Source organism: Streptomyces sp. NPDC096040 (assembly GCF_040303265.1).
Classification (GTDB): domain Bacteria; phylum Actinomycetota; class Actinomycetes; order Streptomycetales; family Streptomycetaceae; genus Streptomyces.
Genome location: NZ_JBEOTA010000003.1, coordinates 195,185 through 213,960, shown reverse-complemented (window position 1 = coordinate 213,960; position 18,776 = coordinate 195,185). Strand labels below are relative to the sequence as shown.

The window sequence follows — 18,776 nt, the reverse complement described above, 5'->3', positions numbered from 1 at the left end:
AACTCAGCCCATGAACTTCTTGAACTCGTCCGGCAGCTCGAAGTCCTGAGCGCCCTGCTGCGGCAGCCCGAAGGCGCCTCCGCCCTGCCCGGCGGCCTCGCGGCGCTGGGCCTCCTCCAGCTCCTGCTGCTTGCGCTTCATCGGGTTCCCGGAGCGCTGCTTGCCCTTGGCCTTCTTCTGCTGCTTCTTGGCCCGGCCGGGGCCGCCGCCCATGCCCGGGATCCCCGGCATGCCCGGCATACCGCCCTGGGCCATGCGGGACATCATCTTGCGGGCCTCGAAGAACCGCTCGACGAGCCCCTTGACCGCGCTGACCTCGACACCGGAACCCTTGGCGATTCGGGCGCGGCGGGAGCCGTTGATGATCGTGGGGTCCTGGCGCTCGCCCGGGGTCATCGACTTGATGATCGCGGCGGTGCGGTCGACGTCCCGCTCGTCCAGGTTGTTGATCTGGTCCTTGATCTGCCCCATGCCGGGCAGCATGCCGAGCAGCTTGCTGATGCTGCCCATCTTCCTGACCTGTTCCATCTGGGCCAGGAAGTCGTCCAGGGTGAAGTCCTGGCCCTTCTTGGACGCCAGCTTGGAGGCCATCTTCTCGGCCTCTTCCTGGCTGAACGTCTTCTCCGCCTGCTCGATCAGGGTGAGCAGGTCACCCATGTCGAGGATGCGGGAGGCCATCCGGTCCGGGTGGAAGGCGTCGAAGTCGTCGAGCTTCTCGCCGTTCGAGGCGAACATGACCGGCTTGCCGGTGACCTGGCGGATGGAGAGCGCGGCACCACCGCGGGCGTCACCGTCGAGCTTGGAGAGGACGACACCGTCGAAGCCGACGCCGTCGCGGAAGGCCTCGGCGGTGGTGACGGCGTCCTGGCCGATCATGGCGTCGACGACGAAGAGGATCTCGTCGGGGCTGACCGCGTCCCGGATGTCGGCGGCCTGCTGCATCAGTTCCTGGTCGATGCCGAGGCGGCCGGCGGTGTCCACGATCACGATGTCGTGGACCTTCTGCTTGGCGAACTCGATGGAGTCCTTGGCGACCTTGACCGGGTCGCCGACGCCGTTGCCCGGCTCGGGCGCGTAGACGGCGACCCCGGCGCGCTCGGCGACGACGCTGAGCTGGTTGACGGCGTTGGGACGCTGGAGGTCGGCGGCGACCAGGAGCGGGGAGTGGCCCTGCCCCTTGAGCCAGTGGCCGAGCTTGCCCGCGAGGGTGGTCTTACCGGCACCCTGGAGACCGGCGAGCATGATCACGGTGGGCGGCTGCTTGGCGAAGCGCAGCCGCCGCGTCTCGCCGCCGAGGATGGTGACCAGCTCGTCGTTGACGATCTTCAGGACCTGCTGGGCCGGGTTCAGGGCCTTGGAGACCTCGGACCCGAGCGCCCGCTCCTTGACGTTCTTGATGAACGTGCGGACGACCGGGAGGGCCACGTCGGCTTCGAGCAGCGCGATGCGGATGTCCCGGGCCGTGGCGTCGATGTCCGCTTCGCTCAGACGCCCTTTGCCGCGCAGATTCTTGAAGGTCGCTGAAAGGCGATCGGAGAGAGTGTCGAACACGGCGGCGTCGGTCCTCGGAGTCGGGGGCGGTGAGCGTCTTCCAGGGTATCCGGCCGCGCAAGGAAGTAGTCCCCGCCTTGCACAACCCTGTGGTCAGGCCCTCAGTGTCTCCTCCAGTTTGCGCGCCACGGAGGTGGCCTCCTCGGCAGGCAGCGGTGAGTGGTCGGTGCCGGTCACATAGAAGGCGTCGACGGCGTTCGACCCCAGGGTGCTGACATGTGCGCTGCGAACCCGTACCTCGGCGTCCTCCAGCGCCCGCCCGATCCGGAACAGCAGTCCGGGTGCGTCCTGGGCCCGTACCTCGATCACCGTGGCGTGCCGGGAGGCCGCCGAGGCCACCGTCACGCGCGGTGGCGGGGCCACCCAGCCCCGGCGCCTCGGGTAGGCCGCGTCCCGTTCGGCGAGGCGTCCGGCGATGTCCAGGGAGCCGTCCAGGGCGCGGACCAGGTCCGCGCGCAGGCGGGCCGCCTGGGGCAGCGAGCCGTACTCGGCCGCGACCCGCCAGTCCAGCAGCAGGACGGCCCCGTCGTCGACGTCGTCGGGGAGCTGGAGGGAGCGCAGCTCGGCGGTACGGACGGTGAGGCGGTGCATGGCGAGGACGCCGGAGACGGCCGGGAGGACGCCCGGCTGGTCCGGTACGGCGATGAGCAGCTCCACGCCGAGCGGCTCGGGGTCGCCGGCCGGCTCCTCGTCCGTGGCCGCCGGTTCGGTCTGGGCGCGCAGGGCCAGCACCGGACTGCCGGTACGGAAGGCCTCGATGGCCAGCCGCTCCTGCTCGGCCGTGGGCGCGCCCGGCTCGGGCTCGTCGGTGGCGTCCCCGGCGAGGACCGCCGAGACCCGCTTGACCAGGTCGGCGACGAGCGAGCCGCGCCAGGACGACCAGGCGGCCGGGCCGGTGGCCAGTGCGTCGGCCTCGGTGAGGGCGTGCAGCAGCTCCAGGGTGCCCTGGGAGCCGACCGCGTCGGCGACCAGGCGGACCGTGGCCGGGTCGTCGAGGTCGCGCCGGGTGGCGGTCTCGATGAGCAGCAGGTGGTGTCGGACGAGCGTCGACAGGACCGCCACGTCCGCGCGGTCGAAGCCGATCCTGGCCGCCACGTCCTTGGCGATGATCTCGCCGGCCACCGAGTGGTCGCCGGGCCAGCCCTTGCCGATGTCGTGCAGCAGCGCGGCGACCAGGAGCAGGTCGGGGCGGTGGACACGGCGGGTGAACTCGGAGGCCCGGACGGCGGTCTCGATGAGGTGCCGGTCGACGGTCCAGATGTGCACGGCGTTGCGCTGCGGTCGGCAGCGCACCCGCTCCCAGTCGGGAAGCAACCGGGTGATCAGGCCCTCCGCCTCCAGCGCCTCCCAGACGTCGACGGTCGGGCTGCCGGAGCCGAGGAGCGTGACCAGCTGCTCACGCGCCTCGGCGGGCCAGGGCGTGGGCAGGGGGCGCACGGTGGCGGCCATACGCCGTACAGCGTGCAGGGAGAGCGGGAGGCCGGCCTGCGCGGCGGCGGCCGCGGCGCGCAACGGGAGCACGGGGTCGCGTTCGGGGCGCGCGGCGCGGGCGAGCACCACCTCGCCGTCCTGCTCCACCACCCCTTCGGCGAGCGGGGAGCGCTCGGCGACCGGCTTGCCGCCGCCCAGCATGGCGCGCAGCCTTGGCCGCACGGCGCGCGAGCGCAGCACGCGCCCCACTTCACGCCAGGTGACATCACTGGCGTACGAGATGACGCGCGCGGACTCGTAGACCTGGCGCAGCAGGGTGTCGGCGTCGAGGAGGTCCAGTTCGGCCGCCACCTGGTCCTGCTCCTGGAGCGCCAGGCGGTCGGTCGCGCGCCCTGTCGTGAGGTGCAGGGCGTCACGGACGTCGAGCAGGCGCCGGCGGGCCTCGGCGAGGCCCTCGCGCGGGGCGTCGGCCAGCCAGGAGGCGGCGACGGCACGCAGCGCGGTGGCGTCCCGCAGCCCGCCGCGGGCCTCCTTCAGGTCCGGCTCCAGGAGGTACTGCAGCTCGCCCTGGCGTTCGGCGCGCTCGGCGCAGAGCTCCTGGAGTTCGGGGAGGCGTTTGGGCGCCTGGTTGCGCCAGTCGGCGAGGATCGCGGTGCGCAGTCCGGCGGTCAGGCCCAGGTCGCCGGCGATATGGCGGGCGTCGAGGAGGCCGAGCTGGACCTTGAGGTCCTCGCCGGCGGTCTTGCGGGCCTCGGCGGGCGTGCGCACGGAGTGGTCGAGGGCCAGGCCCAGGTCCCAGACGGGGTACCAGAGCCGGTCGGCGACGGCGGCCACCGCGCCGGAGTCGCCGCCGTCGTGCAGCAGCAGAAGGTCCAGGTCGCTGCGCGGGGAGAGCTCGCCGCGGCCGTAGCCGCCGACGGCGACCAGGCAGACGCCACCTGGGATGCCCTCGGTGGCCGCGGCGAACAGGCCGGTCAGCCAGTCGTCCGTCAGTTCAGAGAGGGCGGTACGGCGCGACGGCCCGGACCGCGCCCCCTCGGTGAGGAGGCGCAGCCGGGCCGCCGCGTAACCGCTGGGTCCCGAGTCCTCTGCGTCGTTCCGAACATCCGTACCCGTCACCCAGCGACTCCTGCCTGTATTCAGATGGTTCTGTTCTACAGTGCGTCCGGTCCGCGCTCACCCGTGCGGACCCGTACGGCGGTCTCGACCGGGAGCGACCAGACCTTGCCGTCACCGATCTTGCCGGTGCGGGCGGCCTTGACGATGACGTCGATCAGACCCTCGGCGTCCTCGTCCTCGGCAAGTACCTCGATGCGGATCTTGGGCACCAGGTCGACCGTGTACTCGGCACCACGGTAGACCTCGGTGTGGCCGCGCTGCCGACCGTAGCCGCTGGCCTCGGTGACCGTGAGACCCTGCACGCCGAAGGCCTGCAGGGCCTCCTTGATCTCGTCGAGCCGGTGGGGCTTCACGACGGCGGTGATGAGCTTCATGCGTCCACCTTCTTGCTCGTGCCGGCCAGGGCCGCGGCGGAGACGGTGCCGAGGACACCGCCGCCCGCCCCGCTGAAGTCGTATGCAGTCTCGGCGTGCTCGGCCTGGTCGATGCCGGAGACCTCTTCGTCCTCGGAGACCCGCATACCGATGGTCTTGTCGAGGAGGAAGGCGAGGACCGCGGAGGCGACCAGGGAGTAGGCGAGGACCGCGCCGACACCGGCGAACTGCTTCCACAGCTGGGTGAAGGAGTGGTCGCCGTAGAAGACGCCGGTCGCGGCGGACTGGCCCTTGCCGGTGGCGAAGAAGCCGATGAGCAGGGAGCCGATGATGCCGCCGACCATGTGGACGCCGACGACGTCGAGGGAGTCGTCGTAGCCGAACCTGAACTTCAGTCCGACGGCCGCGGCGCAGGCGACACCGGCGATCGCGCCGACGGCGATCGCGCCCATGGGGCTGATCGCGCCGCCGGACGGGGTGATCGCGACCAGGCCGGCGACCGCGCCGGAGGCGGCGCCCAACGTGGTGAACGCGCCGTGGCGGATCTTCTCGTAGGCGAGCCAGGCCAGCATGGCGGCGGCGGTGGCGACCTGCGTGTTGACGAACATCAGCGCGCCGACGCCGTCGTCGTTGCCGAGCCAGGAGCCGGCGTTGAAGCCGAACCAGCCGAACCACAGCAGACCGGCGCCGAGCATCACCAGCGGGAGGCTGTGCGGGCGCATCGGGTCCTTCTTGAAGCCGACGCGCTTACCGATGACCAGGATCACACCGAGGGCGCCGGCACCGGCGTTGATGTGGACCGCGGTACCACCGGCGAAGTCGATCACACCGAGCTTGTAGGCCCAGCCGTCGGCGCCCCACACCCAGTGGGCGACCGGGACGTAGACGATCGTGAGCCACAGGGCGACGAAGAGCGCCCAGGCCGAGAACTTCACACGGTCCGCGAGGGCGCCGCTTATCAGGGCCGGTGTGATGACCGCGAACATCATCTGGAAGACCATGAAGACGAAGATCGGGATCGTGTAGCCGTCCCAGAGTTCCGTCAGCCCGATGTTGCTGAGACCCAGCCAGTCGGAGTTGAAGCCGATGAAGCCGTTGCTGGAGCCGAAGGCAAGGGAGAAGCCGTAGAGAACCCACAGGATGGTGACGATCCCGATGCTGATGAAGCTCATCATCAGCATGTTCAGGGTGCTCTTGACGCGGACCATGCCTCCGTAGAAGAAGGCGAGTCCCGGCGTCATGAGCAGCACCAGGGCGGAACAGATGAGCATGAAGCCTGTGTTCGCGGCAGACAGCTTGGGTGCCTCCGCGGCAAGCATGATGGCTGGTGCCATCGGCGTCTCCTCGTCGATTGGTACGGCCCTGCGTGCGGGCGATGCCTGAGAGCGGTCCGGTCAAGCGGGGGGGTGGGCCGGTTATGCGCCATGAGATTGGCGCAGCGCGGTTTCGGTCGGTGCCCCTCGTTGTTTCGCCGGAGTGACGAAGGCGCCTGGCGTGTTACGCGTAGATGAATTGCGAGATGTCCGGCTGCGGGATCGTTATCGTGGCGCAACCTGGCCCCGGAGGAATGGAACCGGCCGGGCGGCCTTCCGCTGACCTGGCGCGGGGGAGCCGAGTCGGGCAGTTCGGGAGGGCCGGCCGCGGCCGGGGTCTGGGAAGTGCCGGGGTTCAGACCGCCTCGGCGGTCTCCGGAAGGTCGACGGCGAGCTGTTCGGTGAGATCGACGACCGCTGCGAGATCGCCGAAGTCACGGACGGCCGAATCCACCGTCTTTCGAATACGAGTGTTCACCCGTTCGGAGCGCACCTTCTTGGCCACGCCCATGGCCTCGGAGGCGAGAACCGTGCTCTGCTCGGGCTCGCCCCGCAGCAGGTGCACGGTGGCCATGCCGACGAGGTTCAGTGCGTACGACCGCTGGTGCTCGGAGTCCTTGGCGAACAGTTCCACGGCCCGCTGCATCAGGGGCTCGGCCAGCGAGGCGTAGGTGGGGCTGCGGCCGGCGACATAGGCGAGGTCGCGGAAGGAGTGGCTGTTCTCGCCGTAGAGCTCGGCCTCGGAGAAGAAGCGGATCCAGTCGGGGTCCGGCTCGTCCCACTCGTCGGCCTCGGCGAAGGTGTCCTCGGCCATCCGGACCGCCCGCTTGCACTTTCCGGGCTGGCCCATGTTGGCGTAGGCGCGGGCCTCCATCGCATACAGCATCGACTGGGTGCGCGGGCTCGCGCAGTCCCGGCTGCCGTACTGGGCGAGGTGGATCAGCTCCAGGGCGTCGTCGGGGCGGCCGAGGTGGATCATCTGGCGGCTCATGCTGGAGAGGACGTACGAGCCCAGCGGCTTGTCACCGGCCTCCTTGGCCGCGTGCAGGGCGAGCACGAAGTACTTCTGGGCGGTGGGCTGGAGCCCGACGTCGTACGACATCCAGCCGGCCAGCTCGGCCAGTTCGGCGGCGACCTGGAAGAGCTTGCGGGTGGTCGCCTCGGGCTGGGGTTCCTGGAGGAGGTCGGTGACCTCGTGCAGCTGGCCGACGACCGCCTTGCGGCGCAGGCCGCCGCCGCACTGGGCGTCCCACTGGCGGAACATCACCGTGGTGGACTCCAGGAGCTCCAGCTCGGGCTTGGAGAGGCGGCCCGGGCGGCGGGAGTCGGCCGCCTGCTCGGGGACCGGCTGCGGGCCGGCGGGCGAGGGGACGAGCCAGCGCTGCATGGGCTCGATGAGGGACGGGCCCGCCGACAGGATCAGCGAGGTTCCGAGGAAGCCGCGCCGCGCCAGCATCAGGTCGCTGCGCGAGAACTCGCTGAGCAGGGCCACCGTCTGCGGGCCCGTCCAGGGCAGGTCGACGCCGGTCGCGGAGGGTGACTGGCGGGCGGCCCGCAGACCGAGGTCCTCGACCGAGACGACACAGCCGAAGCGCTCGGAGAAGAGCTCGGAGAGGATCCGCGGGATCGGCTCGCGCGGGTTCTCCCCGTCGAGCCAGCGGCGCACCCTCGACGTGTCCGTCGAGATGTGGTTGGCCCCCAACTGGCGCGCCCTGCGGTTCACTTGCCGCGCCAGCTCGCCCTTGGACCAGCCGCTGCGCACGAACCACGAGTTGAGCAGCTCATTGGGGCGCTTGTCCGTACTGGTCGCGGTCGTCCCGCTTCCGTCGTTGCCGCCCACTGGAACGCCCCCATCCCTGAGACCACTTGATGCCGGATGCGCCAAGCCCTATCAGAATGCCAGTAAATACGGCTGCCCGTCCGGTAGTTCTCACCCTTCGAACGGGATGCCGAGTTGCCTCCGGCATACCCACGAGGGCATGTGCCCCAAGGCCTCGTGCACTCAAAGTAATCCTACGATCACTGCTCCAGCCATGGCGATCCCGGAAACGCCACCATTCGCCACCCCTTCGAATGAACTCACGATGGCCTTGGCGCGATTCACTTGACATAGGACGGCCGGGAGTAGGCAGAGCGATGCACTCGGGGGCGCACTGCCCCAGGTGCACCACCGGAGGCGCTTCCAGGCGCCGCCTTGACCTTGCGCCCGAGAGGGAAGGCGGAGCCGTAGCGTCACGTTCCGTTTCCGTCTCGCTCCGTGTCGTAACCACCGGCGCGCCGGACCCGTTGGAGGGGGCATGGGCTTCACGATCGGCGGCATTCGCGAGATCCGCTCCGGCACGCGCCGGCGCGGTCGTTCATCGGATTGCACTGCCGTCGCCGAGTTCACCGGTCTGTGGGGCTGGGATGTGGTCCCAGGCGCTCGGGCCGCGGCCGGCGCGTGTTCGTGCGGGCACACCGACTGTCCCGCGCCGGGAGCGCATCCGCTGGACTTCGCGCCCCAGGTGTCCGCCGGGGCCACGCTCGACGAAGTCACCAAGGCCTGGGGGGAGTTCCCGGGCGCCGCGGTGATGCTGCCGGCCGGCCGCGCGTTCGACGTCGTCGAGGTCGCCGAGCCCGCCGGGCGCCGGGCCCTGGTCCGACTGGAGCGTATGGGCCTGCCGCTCGGCCCGGTCACCGCCACCCCGGAGGGCCGCGCCCAGTTCCTCGTCGCCCCCGGCGCCGCCGCGGAACTTCCCGGACTCCTCTACCGCATGGGCTGGGACGACCCGACCTCCCTGGACCTGCGCGGCCTCGGCCCGGGCACGTACATCACCGCACCGCCGTCCGACCGGGGCGGCCTGGGCCCGGTGCGCTGGCTGCGGCCACCGGCCCTGGACTCGGCGACGAAGCCGCCGGCCGCCCGGCTGCTGCTGGGGACGCTGGCCTACGTGGCCCACCGGTCACGGGCGTAGCCGCCACGGCGGCCGACAGCGGAGAGCCCCACCGCATCTGCACCATGCGGCGGGGCTCTTCTTCATGCCGGCCGGCTACCGCACCCTTCCACCGAGAAACCACGGCGGCGAACAACCGGGCCCGCGGGAGCGGCGCCGGTCCCCAGGACGACAGCAGCACCCGTCCCCAGCTGCTCTTCGGGGATCGGGCGCCGCTCCACGGTCCGGAGGGTGGTAAGTCCACCCCCTGGCGGTCAGTCACCGATAAGGGCGTCGACGAACGCCTCCGGCTCGAACGGTGCCAGGTCGTCCGCGCCCTCGCCGAGCCCGATGAGCTTGACGGGGACACCCAGTTCGCGCTGGACAGCGATCACGATGCCTCCCTTGGCGGTGCCGTCCAGCTTGGTGAGCACGATGCCGGTGATGTCGACGACCTCGGCGAACACCCGGGCCTGGACCAGACCGTTCTGGCCGGTGGTGGCGTCGAGGACGAGCAGCACCTCGTCCAGCGGGGCGTGCTTTTCGACGACCCGCTTGACCTTGCCCAGCTCGTCCATGAGGCCGGTCTTGGTGTGCAGCCGCCCGGCGGTGTCGATGAGCACCACGTCGACGCCCATCTCCTTGCCCTCCTTCACCGCGTCGAAGGCGACGGAGGCGGGGTCGCCGCCCTCCGGCCCGCGCACGGTGTAGGCGCCCACGCGCTCACCCCAGGTCTGGAGCTGATCGGCGGCGGCGGCCCGGAAGGTGTCGGCGGCGCCGAGGACGACCGTACGGCCGTCGGCGACGAGCACGCGTGCGAGCTTTCCGGTGGTGGTGGTCTTGCCGGTGCCGTTCACGCCGACGACCATCACGATGCCCGGCTTGCGGTCGGCGGGCTCGGTCTTCACAACGCGGTCGGCGTCGGTGTCGACCAGCTTGAGCAGCTCCTCGCGCAGCAGCCCGCGCAGTTCCACGGGGGTGCGGGTGCCGAGCACCTTGACGCGCTCGCGCAGCTGGTCGACCAGCTCGGTGGTGGGCTGCACACCGACGTCGGCGGTGAGCAGGGTGTCCTCGATCTCCTCCCAGGTCTCGTCGTCGAGGTGCTCGCGCGAGAGCAGCGTGAGCAGCCCCTTGCCGAGGGCGTTCTGGGAGCGGGAGAGCCGGGCACGCAGCCGGACCAGACGGCCGGCCGTGGGCTCGGGGATCTCGATCTCGGGAGCCGGGGGCTCCTCTACGACGACGGGAGCCGAGCCGTCGGGAAGGTCGACCTCCTCTATCGTCCGGCGCGGTTCGTCGCGTGGCGTCTCGGCCTCGTCGCCGACGTGCGGCTCGGCCGGGGGCGCGGTGATGTCGGGCGCGGAGGGGGGCGGCGGGGGCAGCGGCTTCTTGCGCCGGCTGCCGATGACCAGCCCGCCGAGCGCGCCGAGCACGACCACGGCGATGACTACAGCAAGGATGACGGTTTCCATAACCCGTCCAGTATCCATCCCTCCCCCGGGCACGACTTTGCTCCCTCGCGAGAGAGTCTCCGGATGATCCTCCGAATTGGGATGGCCCCTTTAGGGGGATTCATCAGACTAAAGTACGATGACTGCCCATGAGCACCACCGCCCACCACGATGGCGCCCTCGAACATCTCGAAGAGTCGCTGGAGCACCACGGCCTCGAAACCCGGGGCATCGAACCGGTCCCCGACTCCGAGCGCACCGCGTCACCCCGGGGACTGCTGCCCACCTGGATCGCCGCCAACATCAGTGTCCTGCTGCTCACCATGGGCGCAGGCCTCGCGGTCTCGTTCGGACTGAACTTCTGGCAGGCCCTGGTGGTCGGCACCGCCGCGCCGATCGTGTCGTACGGCCTGGTCGGGCTGATCGGCATCGCGGGCAAACGGGGTGGCGCACCGGGCATGGCCCTCTCCCGCGCGGTCTTCGGGCAACGCGGCAATCTGCTGCCCGGCGCGCTGATCTGGGTGGCGCGCTGGGGCTGGGAGACGATCAACGCGGTGACCGGCGCCTATGCGCTGCTGACGGTCCTGGACATCGTCTTCGGGATCGGGAGCAACACCGCCTTGATCATCGTCACCCTGCTGCTCTTCGTGATCACGACGTTCGCGATCTCGGGCATGGGCATCAAGGCGGTGCAGCGCTGCAACCGGTGGGCGACCTGGCTGTTCGGCGCCTTCTCCCTGCTGGTCCTCGGCTATCTGATCGTGGAGACGGACTGGAGCGAGGTGTTCGGGCGGCACGCCGGGCCCACGGCCGCGATGGTCACCGGTGTCGGGCTGATCGCGGCGGGCGGGATGAGCTGGGCGCCGGCCTCGCCGGACTTCACGCGGTATCTGCCGAGCACGGCGTCGGCGGCGGCGATCGTACGCAACACGGTCGGCGGTGCCGGGATCGTCGTACTCCCCATGGTCCTGATGGGCACGGTGATGGCGTCCGGGACACCTGACCTCGCCAAGGCGAGCGACCCGGTCTCCTTCCTCGGCGAGATCCTCCCGTTGTGGCTCGCGGTCCCCTATCTGCTCATCGCCCTGGTCGGCATGCTCCTGATCAACGCGATGTCGATGTACTCGGCGGGCTTCACCGCACAGACGCTCGGCTTCCGGCTCCCCCGCCACTGGGCGGTCTCCATCAACGCGGCGATCTCGCTGGTCCTCGGCGGGATCCTGATGCTGGCGGCGACCTCGTTCATGGGCTCCTTCATCGCCTTCCTGTCCCTGCTGGCGGTGGCGTTCTCGGCGTGGGTGGGCGTGTTCGGCGTCGACATGCTCCGGCGTCGGGAGTGCGACGCCACGGCACTCCTCGACACCACCCGCACCAGCGCCTACTGGTACCGGGCGGGCTTCTCCCCCGCCGCCGTGACGGCCTGGGCGCTCGGACTGGTGGCCGGGCTCCTGTTCACCGCGTCCGACTGGTTCACCGGCCCGCTCGCCGCGAACAACCCCGTCGGCAGGTACGGGCTGGGGTGGATCGCGACGATCGTCGTCGCGGGTCTGCTGTACGCGGTGCTGCCGAAGCCGGCGGTGGCGCCGGCGGCCGAGGAGCGCACACCCCTGGCTGTCTGACGCACCGTCAGCTACTGTCCCCGGCAGCCGCCCTGCCAAGGTGAAGGGGACTCTCATGCCCGTCTCGGTCGTTCGCTTCAACCTCGTCGAGCCCGGGGCCGACTCCGCTTCCCTGGGCGCCCGTTACCGGGCCGCCGTGGAGATGGCCGCGTACGCCGACGAGCACGGGGTCACCACGGTCCAGACCGAGGAACACCACGGGGTCGACAACAACTGGCTGCCGTCGCCGTTCGCCTTCGCGGGCGCCGTGTTCGGGGCGACGCGGAACATCGCGGTGACCGTGTCGGCGGTGATCGGCCCGCTGCACGACCCGCTGCGACTGGCCGAGGACATCGCGGTGCTCGACCTGCTCGGCGGAGGGCGGCTGGTGACGGTGGCCGGGATCGGCTACCGGCCGGAGGAGTACGCCCTGTTCGACGTGGAGTGGAAGCGGCGGGGGCGGCTGCAGGACGAGGTACTGGAGACGGTACTCAAGGCGTGGACCGGGGACGAGTTCGAGTACCGGGGCCGTACGGTACGGATCACACCGCGCCCCTTCACCGATCCGCACCCCCTGCTGCTGGTCGGCGGCTCCTCCAAGGCCGCCGCCCGCCGCGCCGCCCGCCTCGGCCTGCCGTTCTTCCCCAGCGCGCATCTCCCCGAGCTGGAGGCGTACTACAAGGAGAAGCTCACCGAGTACGGCACCGAGGGCTGGACGATGATGCCCACGGCGGAGACGCCGCTGCTGCACATCGCCGAGGACCCGGACCGGGCGTGGGCACAGTGCGGCGGGCATTTCCTGCACGAGGCCCGGACCTACGCGTCCTGGCAGTCCGGCGACATCCACTCGGCGGTGCGCTCGTCGGCCACGACGGTGGAGGAACTTCGCGCGGAGGGCGTCTACCGCATTCTCACGCCGGAGGAGTGCGTGGCGGCCGGTCTGGACAACCTGGTCCTGCACCCCCTGGCGGGCGGCATGCCCCTGGAGGAGGGCTGGCGAAGCCTGCGGCTGTTCGCGGAGGCGGTGCTTCCGGCGCTGGCGGCGTAGTGGGGGGTTGTCCGCGGGGGCGCACGGGAAGCGGGCACCGCCGGCCACCGCCGTCGTGACTGAGCGCCGTGGCGGCGGACGAACATGGGGCGGCGGAAATCACACGGGGCAGCGGAAGTCGCGATCAGGGCGGCGACGATCAAAGTCAGGGCGGTGGAAGGCTTGGCACCGCCGGCCACCGCCGTCGTGACTGAGCGCCGTGGCGGCGGACGAACATGGGGCGGCGGAAGTCACATGAGGCAGCGGAAGGCGCGATCGCGGACGCGCAGAAACGCCGTTGCGGCGGGGAGAGAGACTCAGCGGGCGGTCGAGATGTGGGGCTGTTCTGCGACTCGGTCGAGAAGTCGGGTGGGTGTGAACCGCCGCCCCGCCCGGGCAGTGACCGGGCGGGGCGGCGGGGGGTACGAGGAGAGGGGCAGCGGGGACTTGGCCCTTCTCCTCGAGTTCGGGGGCCTCGTTACGAGGGTCAGCCCATCTCTTCCAGGGACTTGCCCTTCGTCTCCTTGACGAACTTGAGGACGAACGGGATGGAGAGGGCCGCGAAGATCGTGTAGATCACGTAGGTCGCGGAGAGGTTCCAGTCGGCCAGCGACGGGAAGCTCGCGGTGATGGCCCAGTTGGCGATCCACTGTGCGGAGGCGGCCACGCCCAGCGCGGCGGCGCGGATCCTGTTCGGGAACATCTCACCGAGGAAGACCCAGACGACCACACCCCAGGACAGGGCGAAGAAGAGGACGAAGACGTGGGCGGCGATCAGCGCGGTCCAGCCCTGCGCGGCCGGGAGCTTGCCGTCGACCAGGTCGTAGGAGAAGGCCCATGCCTCCAGGGCGAGGCCGACGACCATGCCGACCGAGCCGATGAGGGCCAGCGGCTTACGGCCGATGCGGTCCACGAAGATCATGGCGATCACGGTGCCGATGATGTTGATGATCGACGTCGTGAAGGAGTAGAGGAACGAGTCCGTCGGGTCGACACCGACCGACTGCCACAGCGTCGAGGAGTAGTAGAACGCGACGTTGATGCCGACGAACTGCTGGAAGACCGAGAGGCCGATACCGATCCAGACGATCGGCTTGAAGAAGAAGGAACCGCCGAGCAGGTCCTTGAACGTCGACTTGTGCTCGCTCCTCATCGCGTGCTCGATCTCGGCGACGCGGGCGTCCAGGTCGATCTTGTCGCCCTCGACCTCTTCGAGGATCTCGCGGGCACGGTCGCGCTTGCCCACGGAGATCAGGAAGCGCGGGGACTCGGGGATGGCGAAGGAGAGCAGGCCGTAGAGGACGGCCGGGACCACCATGACGCCCAGCATGACCTGCCAGGCCTCCAGGCCCATCAGCTTGCCGCGCTGGTCGCCGCCGGCGGCGTTGAGCAGACCCCAGTTGACCAGCTGCGAGATGGCGATACCGACGACGATCGCGGCCTGCTGGAAGGAGCCGAGGCGGCCGCGGTAGGCGGGCGGGGCGACCTCGGCGATGTAGGCGGGGCCGATCACGGAGGCCATACCGATGGCGAAGCCACCGATGATCCGCCAGAAGGCGAGGTCCCACAGGGCGAAGGGCAGCGCCGAACCGACGGCGCTGATCGTGAACAGCACGGCGGCGATCTGCATACAGCGGATACGGCCGATCCGGTCGGCTATCCGGCCGGCGGTCGCGGCGCCGATGGCACAGCCGATCAGGGCGATGGCGATGACCTGGGCCAGGGCGGCGGACCCGACGTCATAGCGGCTTCGGATGGCCTCGACGGCGCCGTTGATGACGGAGCTGTCGTAGCCGAAGAGGAAACCGCCCATCGCGGCGGCCGCCGCGATGAAGATGACATGCCCGAGATGATCGGGGTGAGCCGTCCCGGCTCCTGAATTGGGTGCCTGCGCAGTGCTGGTCACAAGAAACTCCTCGGGCCACCCGGCAGCGCTGCCGGGGGGTGGGGGTGAGCCCTCTCAGGTCAAGTGGCGCACAAGTTCACGCCGCTCACACCTGAAGGTAAAAGCAACGTTGCAGAGACTATGCCTTCAAGTTTCGAAGTCAATAGGCATCCCACTGTGACCTTGAAGGCACGGTGAAGGTCTTTGTGTTCAGTAGTTGAAGTCATGAGGGGGATGTGCAGGTCAGGCAGGGCTGGCTGATGTACGGCGCACGCAAGGTCAGCGGAGCCGCTGGCTGATGACCTTCGACACACCGTCGCCCTGCATGGAGACGCCGTACAGCGCGTCCGCCACCTCCATCGTGCGCTTCTGATGGGTGATCACGATGAGCTGGGAGGACTCCTGGAGCTCCTGCATGATGCGGATCAGCCGCTGGAGGTTGGTGTCGTCCAGGGCCGCCTCGACCTCGTCCATGACATAGAACGGGCTGGGCCGCGCCTTGAAGATCGACACCAGCATCGCGACGGCGGTCAGCGAGCGTTCGCCACCCGACAGCAGGGAGAGCCGCTTGACCTTCTTGCCCGGCGGACGGGCCTCGACGTCCACGCCCGTGGTGAGCATGTTGTCGGGGTCGGTCAGGATCAGCCGCCCGTCGCCGCCCGGGAAGAGACGGCTGAAGACGCCCTCGAACTCCCTGGCCGTGTCCCTGAACGCCTCCGTGAAGACCTGTTCGACACGTTCGTCGACCTCCTTCACCACCTGAAGCAGGTCGGCGCGGGTCTTCTTCAGGTCCTCCAGCTGCTCACTGAGGAACTTGTGCCGTTCCTCGAGGGCCGCGAACTCCTCCAGGGCAAGCGGGTTGACCTTGCCGAGCTGCTGGTAGGCACGCTCGGCCGCCTTGAGCCGGCGTTCCTGTTCGGCCCGGTGGAAGGACTTGGGCTGGTTGCGCGGGTGCTCGGGGTCCTCCGGCAGCACCTCGCCGTCGGCGGGGGGCGAGGGCGGCACCGGCTGGTGCGGACCGTACTCCTCCAAGAGCCCCGCCGGTTCCACACCGAGTTCCTCCAGCGCCTTGGTCTCCAGCTGCTCGATCCGCAGCCGTTTCTCGGCGCCGAGTACCTCACCCCGGTGAACTGAATCCGTGAGTTTGTCGAGTTCTCCCTTGAGGTCGCGGCCGGTGTTGCGGGCGGCGGTCAGTTCCTGCTCGCGCCGGGCCTTCGCGGCCTCGGCGGCGGCCCGTTCCCGGTCGGCCCGGCCGACCGAGACCTCGACGTGCGCGAGCAGCTGGCGGGCGCCGGCGGCGACGGCCTCCGCGACGGCCGCCTCGTGGCGCAGCCGGGCCCGGCGCTGCTCCGCACGCGCGCGTGCCTCGCGTTCCGCGCGGGCGGCGCGGTCGAGGGAGTCGGCGCGGCCGGCGAGTCCCTTGACCCGCTCCTCGTGGGTACGGACCTGGAGGCGGGCCTCCATCTCGGTCTGGCGGGCGTTGGCGCCGTCGGCGGCCAGACGGTCCCGCACGGAGGTGTCCGGCTCCTCCTCGACCGGCATCTCCTCGGCCACGGCGAGCCGCTCGGCCAGCTCCTCGACCTCTTCCAGGGCCTTGTCGAGGGACTCCTGGGCGCGGGCGGCGGCCGCCGTGGAACGTTCCGCCTCGCCGGCGGCGCCGCGTGCCTGTCCGGCGAGCCGGCCGAGCTGCTGGGCCACGGCCGACTTCTCCCGGTCGGCGGCGCGGCGGCGTTCCGCCAGCTCCTCGACGTGTGCCGTGCACGCCTTGCGGTGTTCCTGGGCCGTCCGCTGGGCCTCGGTCAGCGCCTCGCAGCGGACCGCCAGCTCTTCCAGCTCGGCGGCGGCCTCGTCGACGGAGGCCTGTACTTCGAGGAGGCTGGGGGCGCCGGCGGAGCCGCCGTGGGCGAAGTGCGCGCCGAGGAGGTCGCCTTCGGCGGTGACGGCGGTGAGGTGGGGGTGGCGGTGGACGAGTTCCTCGGCGGCTTCGAGGGTGTCGACCACGACGATGCCGTGCAGGAGGCGGCGGACGGCGGGCATGAGGTCGGCGGGGCCGCGGACGAGGTCGGCGGCGTAGGCCCCTGAGAGGGGTGCCGTGGTGGGTCGTCGGTCGGGTGCGGGTTCGTGGTGGCTGAGCGCGCCGTTCCCCGCACCCCTACGGGGCGCTGCCTCGACGTCGGTTTCTTCGAGTGGCGTGGTGGGTCGTCGGTCAGGTGCCGCGCCGTCGTGGCTGGTCGCTTGGTTCCCCGCGCCTCTTGGGGGCGCCTCGGGGGCTCCCGACAGGAGCAGAGCTGCTCGGCCTCCGTCCTGTTTGCGTAGGAGGCGGATCGCGTCGGTTGCCGCGGACGGGGTGGTGACGGCGATCGCGTCCGCTGCCGTGCCGAAGGCCGCCGCCAGGGCGACCTCGTGGCCCGGGGTCACCGTCAGCAGTTCCGCCGCCGGGCCCAGAATCCCGGTGAGGCGGTCCCGGGCGCCGAGCAGTATGCCGGTGCCGTCCTTGCGGCGCAGGCCCAGTGCCAGCGCCTCGTGGCGGGCCTGGGTCGCGGCGCGGCTGCGTTCCGCCGCGGTGGTCGCCTCACGGGCCGCGGTCAGGGCCGCCTCCGCCTCGGCGAGCCGCAGCTTGGCCTGCTCGTGCTGTTCGCCCAGTTCCTCGTCGCCGGCGTCGAGGCCGTCGACCTCCGCCTTGAGTGCCTCGTACTCCTCCTGCGCCGAGACCGCCCGTTCCTGGGCCTCGTCACGGGCGGCGGCGAGGCGGTCGATCTCAGCCTGGGCGGAACCGGCGCGCGAACGGGCCGCGTTGACCTGGCCGTTCAGTCGGGCCAGGCTCTCACGGCGGTCGGCGATGGAGCGGGCCACGTCCTTCAGGCGACGCTCCTCCTGGGCCAGTTCGCGCTCCAGTTCGGCGCGGTGCGCGACGGTGTCGTCGAGGGCGTGCTGGGCCGCCTCCAGGGCCGCCTCCAGCTCGGCCTCCTGCTCACGGATGCGGTGGGCCTCCCGCTCCATGTCCTCGGGGTCGCGGCCGGGCCGCTCCTCGGGCGGCGTGGAGGTGGCGCTCTTCACCCGGGCGTCGGCCAGCGAGATGGTGCCGCGCACCCGCTCGGCCAGCTGGGACAGCTCGTACCAGGTCTGCTGTGCGCGCTGGAGGCGAGGGGTGAGCTGCCGTACCTCTTCCTCCAGGAGCGCCTCCCGCTGGAGTGCCTTTTTCAGCTCCTGCTCGGCGGCTTCCTTGCGTTCCTTGAGGGCGGCCTCGTCCGCGATCTCGGTCTGCAGCGCCTGGCTCAGCCGTACGAGGTCGTCGGCCAGCAGGCGCAGGCGCGCGTCGCGCAGGTCGGCCTGGATGACGGCTGCCCTGCGAGCCACCGCCGCCTGGCGGCCGAGGGGCTTGAGCTGGCGGCGGAGTTCGTCCGTGAGGTCCTGCACGCGCGCGAGGTTGGCCTGCATCGCGTCCAGTTTCCTGAGCGCCTTCTCCTTGCGCTTGCGGTGCTTGAGGACGCCGGCCGCCTCTTCGATGAAGGCCCTGCGGCCCATCGGGTCCGCGTGCAGGACGGAGTCGAGCTGGCCCTGGCCGACGATGACATGCATCTCACGGCCGATACCGGAGTCGGAGAGCAGCTCCTGGATGTCGAGGAGTCGACAGGTGTCGCCGTTGATCTGGTACTCGCTGCCGCCGTTGCGGAACATGATCCGCGTGATGGTGACCTCGGCGTACTCGATGGGCAGCGCGCCGTCGGAGTTGTCGATGGTCAGGGACACCTCGGCGCGGCCCAGCGGCGGGCGGCCGGTGGTGCCGGCGAAGATGACGTCCTCCATCTTGCCGCCGCGCAGCGACTTGGCACCCTGTTCGCCCATGACCCAGCTGAGCGCGTCCACCACGTTGGACTTGCCCGAGCCGTTCGGACCGACGACACACGTGATCCCCGGCTCGAACCGGAGCGTGGTCGCCGAGGCGAACGACTTGAACCCGCGAAGGGTCAGGGCCTTGAGATGCACGCCGTCGGACTTTACCCGGCGGCGCTACCGCACTCCACGAACCCTCGCAACCTCGCGGTTTCGCGCATGAACATGCAGGGCACACCAGACGTTAAAGAAGGTGAAAGGATGCGCGGGGCTGAAAGGGCCGC

The 18,776-nt window shown here is 70.5% G+C and carries 11 protein-coding genes; 3 read left to right on the top strand and 8 right to left on the bottom strand.

The genetic code is table 11. The features are described 5' to 3' along the window. Positions 1–3: 3 nt before the first annotated feature. The 5 genes from ffh to nsdA all read right to left on the bottom strand — a co-directional run bounded on the left by ffh (position 4) and on the right by nsdA (position 7,628). Positions 4–1,551, bottom strand: a complete 1,548-nt coding sequence (gene ffh, locus ABTY98_RS04615) for a signal recognition particle protein (RefSeq protein WP_352219390.1) — start codon at positions 1,549–1,551, stop codon at positions 4–6. Positions 1,552–1,644: 93 nt separating this feature from the next. Next, positions 1,645–4,101 carry a [protein-PII] uridylyltransferase gene (locus tag ABTY98_RS04610; protein ID WP_352219389.1) on the bottom strand — a complete coding sequence of 819 codons (2,457 nt, stop codon included), beginning with the start codon at positions 4,099–4,101 and terminating at the stop codon, positions 1,645–1,647. Positions 4,102–4,136: 35 nt separating this feature from the next. Beyond that, positions 4,137–4,475, bottom strand: coding sequence for a P-II family nitrogen regulator (locus ABTY98_RS04605; RefSeq protein ID WP_352219388.1), 339 nt, complete (start codon positions 4,473–4,475; stop codon positions 4,137–4,139). After that, positions 4,472–5,809: an ammonium transporter gene (locus tag ABTY98_RS04600; protein WP_352219387.1), complete on the bottom strand. Its 1,338-nt coding sequence runs from the start codon at positions 5,807–5,809 to the stop codon at positions 4,472–4,474. Before ABTY98_RS04600 ends, ABTY98_RS04605 begins: the two co-directional genes overlap by 4 nt. A 334-nt stretch (positions 5,810–6,143) precedes the next feature. Beyond that, positions 6,144–7,628: a transcriptional repressor NsdA gene (gene nsdA / locus ABTY98_RS04595; protein WP_352219386.1), complete on the bottom strand. Its 1,485-nt coding sequence runs from the start codon at positions 7,626–7,628 to the stop codon at positions 6,144–6,146. A gap of 457 nt (positions 7,629–8,085) precedes the next feature. On the opposite strand from nsdA, the gene ABTY98_RS04590 reads away from it, so the two are divergent. Next, on the top strand, positions 8,086–8,742 hold the full coding sequence (locus tag ABTY98_RS04590) for a bifunctional DNA primase/polymerase (protein WP_352219385.1): 657 nt from the start codon (positions 8,086–8,088) through the stop codon (positions 8,740–8,742). Positions 8,743–8,975: 233 nt separating this feature from the next. Here the strand turns inward: ABTY98_RS04590 and ftsY are convergent, their stop codons facing one another. Next, positions 8,976–10,169 (bottom strand): signal recognition particle-docking protein FtsY, encoded by a 1,194-nt coding sequence (gene ftsY / locus ABTY98_RS04585; protein ID WP_352219384.1) that lies wholly within the window; start codon positions 10,167–10,169, stop codon positions 8,976–8,978. 128 nt (positions 10,170–10,297) lie between these two features. Between ftsY and ABTY98_RS04580 the strand changes: the two genes are divergently transcribed. Together ABTY98_RS04580 and ABTY98_RS04575 are read left to right on the top strand one after the other, a co-directional pair. Next, the gene (locus ABTY98_RS04580; RefSeq protein ID WP_352219383.1) at positions 10,298–11,767 is read left to right on the top strand and encodes a cytosine permease; all 1,470 of its coding nucleotides are present in this window, start codon (positions 10,298–10,300) and stop codon (positions 11,765–11,767) included. A 55-nt stretch (positions 11,768–11,822) separates the two neighbouring features. Then, a complete protein-coding gene (locus ABTY98_RS04575; protein ID WP_352219382.1) occupies positions 11,823–12,794 on the top strand; it encodes an LLM class flavin-dependent oxidoreductase in 972 nt (323 codons plus the stop codon). Between the two features lie 466 nt (positions 12,795–13,260). On the opposite strand, the gene ABTY98_RS04570 is transcribed toward ABTY98_RS04575, so the two are convergent. Further along, complete coding sequence (locus ABTY98_RS04570; protein WP_352219381.1) at positions 13,261–14,679, bottom strand: sugar porter family MFS transporter; 1,419 nt, start codon at positions 14,677–14,679, stop codon at positions 13,261–13,263. A 258-nt stretch (positions 14,680–14,937) separates the two neighbouring features. Next, a complete protein-coding gene (locus ABTY98_RS04565; protein ID WP_352219380.1) occupies positions 14,938–18,645 on the bottom strand; it encodes an SMC hinge domain-related protein in 3,708 nt (1,235 codons plus the stop codon). Positions 18,646–18,776: the final 131 nt, after the last annotated feature.

What these genes read in the sequence shown, in the direction of transcription:
- ABTY98_RS04605 (WP_352219388.1), bottom strand. Translation starts at nt 4,475, where the DNA reads ATGAAGCTCATCACCGCCGTCGTGAAGCCCCACCGGCTCGACGAGATC.
- ABTY98_RS04600 (WP_352219387.1), bottom strand. Translation starts at nt 5,809, where the DNA reads ATGGCACCAGCCATCATGCTTGCCGCGGAGGCACCCAAGCTGTCTGCC.
- ABTY98_RS04590 (WP_352219385.1), top strand. Translation starts at nt 8,086, where the DNA reads ATGGGCTTCACGATCGGCGGCATTCGCGAGATCCGCTCCGGCACGCGC.
- ftsY (WP_352219384.1), bottom strand. Translation starts at nt 10,169, where the DNA reads ATGGAAACCGTCATCCTTGCTGTAGTCATCGCCGTGGTCGTGCTCGGC.
- ABTY98_RS04580 (WP_352219383.1), top strand. Translation starts at nt 10,298, where the DNA reads ATGAGCACCACCGCCCACCACGATGGCGCCCTCGAACATCTCGAAGAG.
- ABTY98_RS04575 (WP_352219382.1), top strand. Translation starts at nt 11,823, where the DNA reads ATGCCCGTCTCGGTCGTTCGCTTCAACCTCGTCGAGCCCGGGGCCGAC.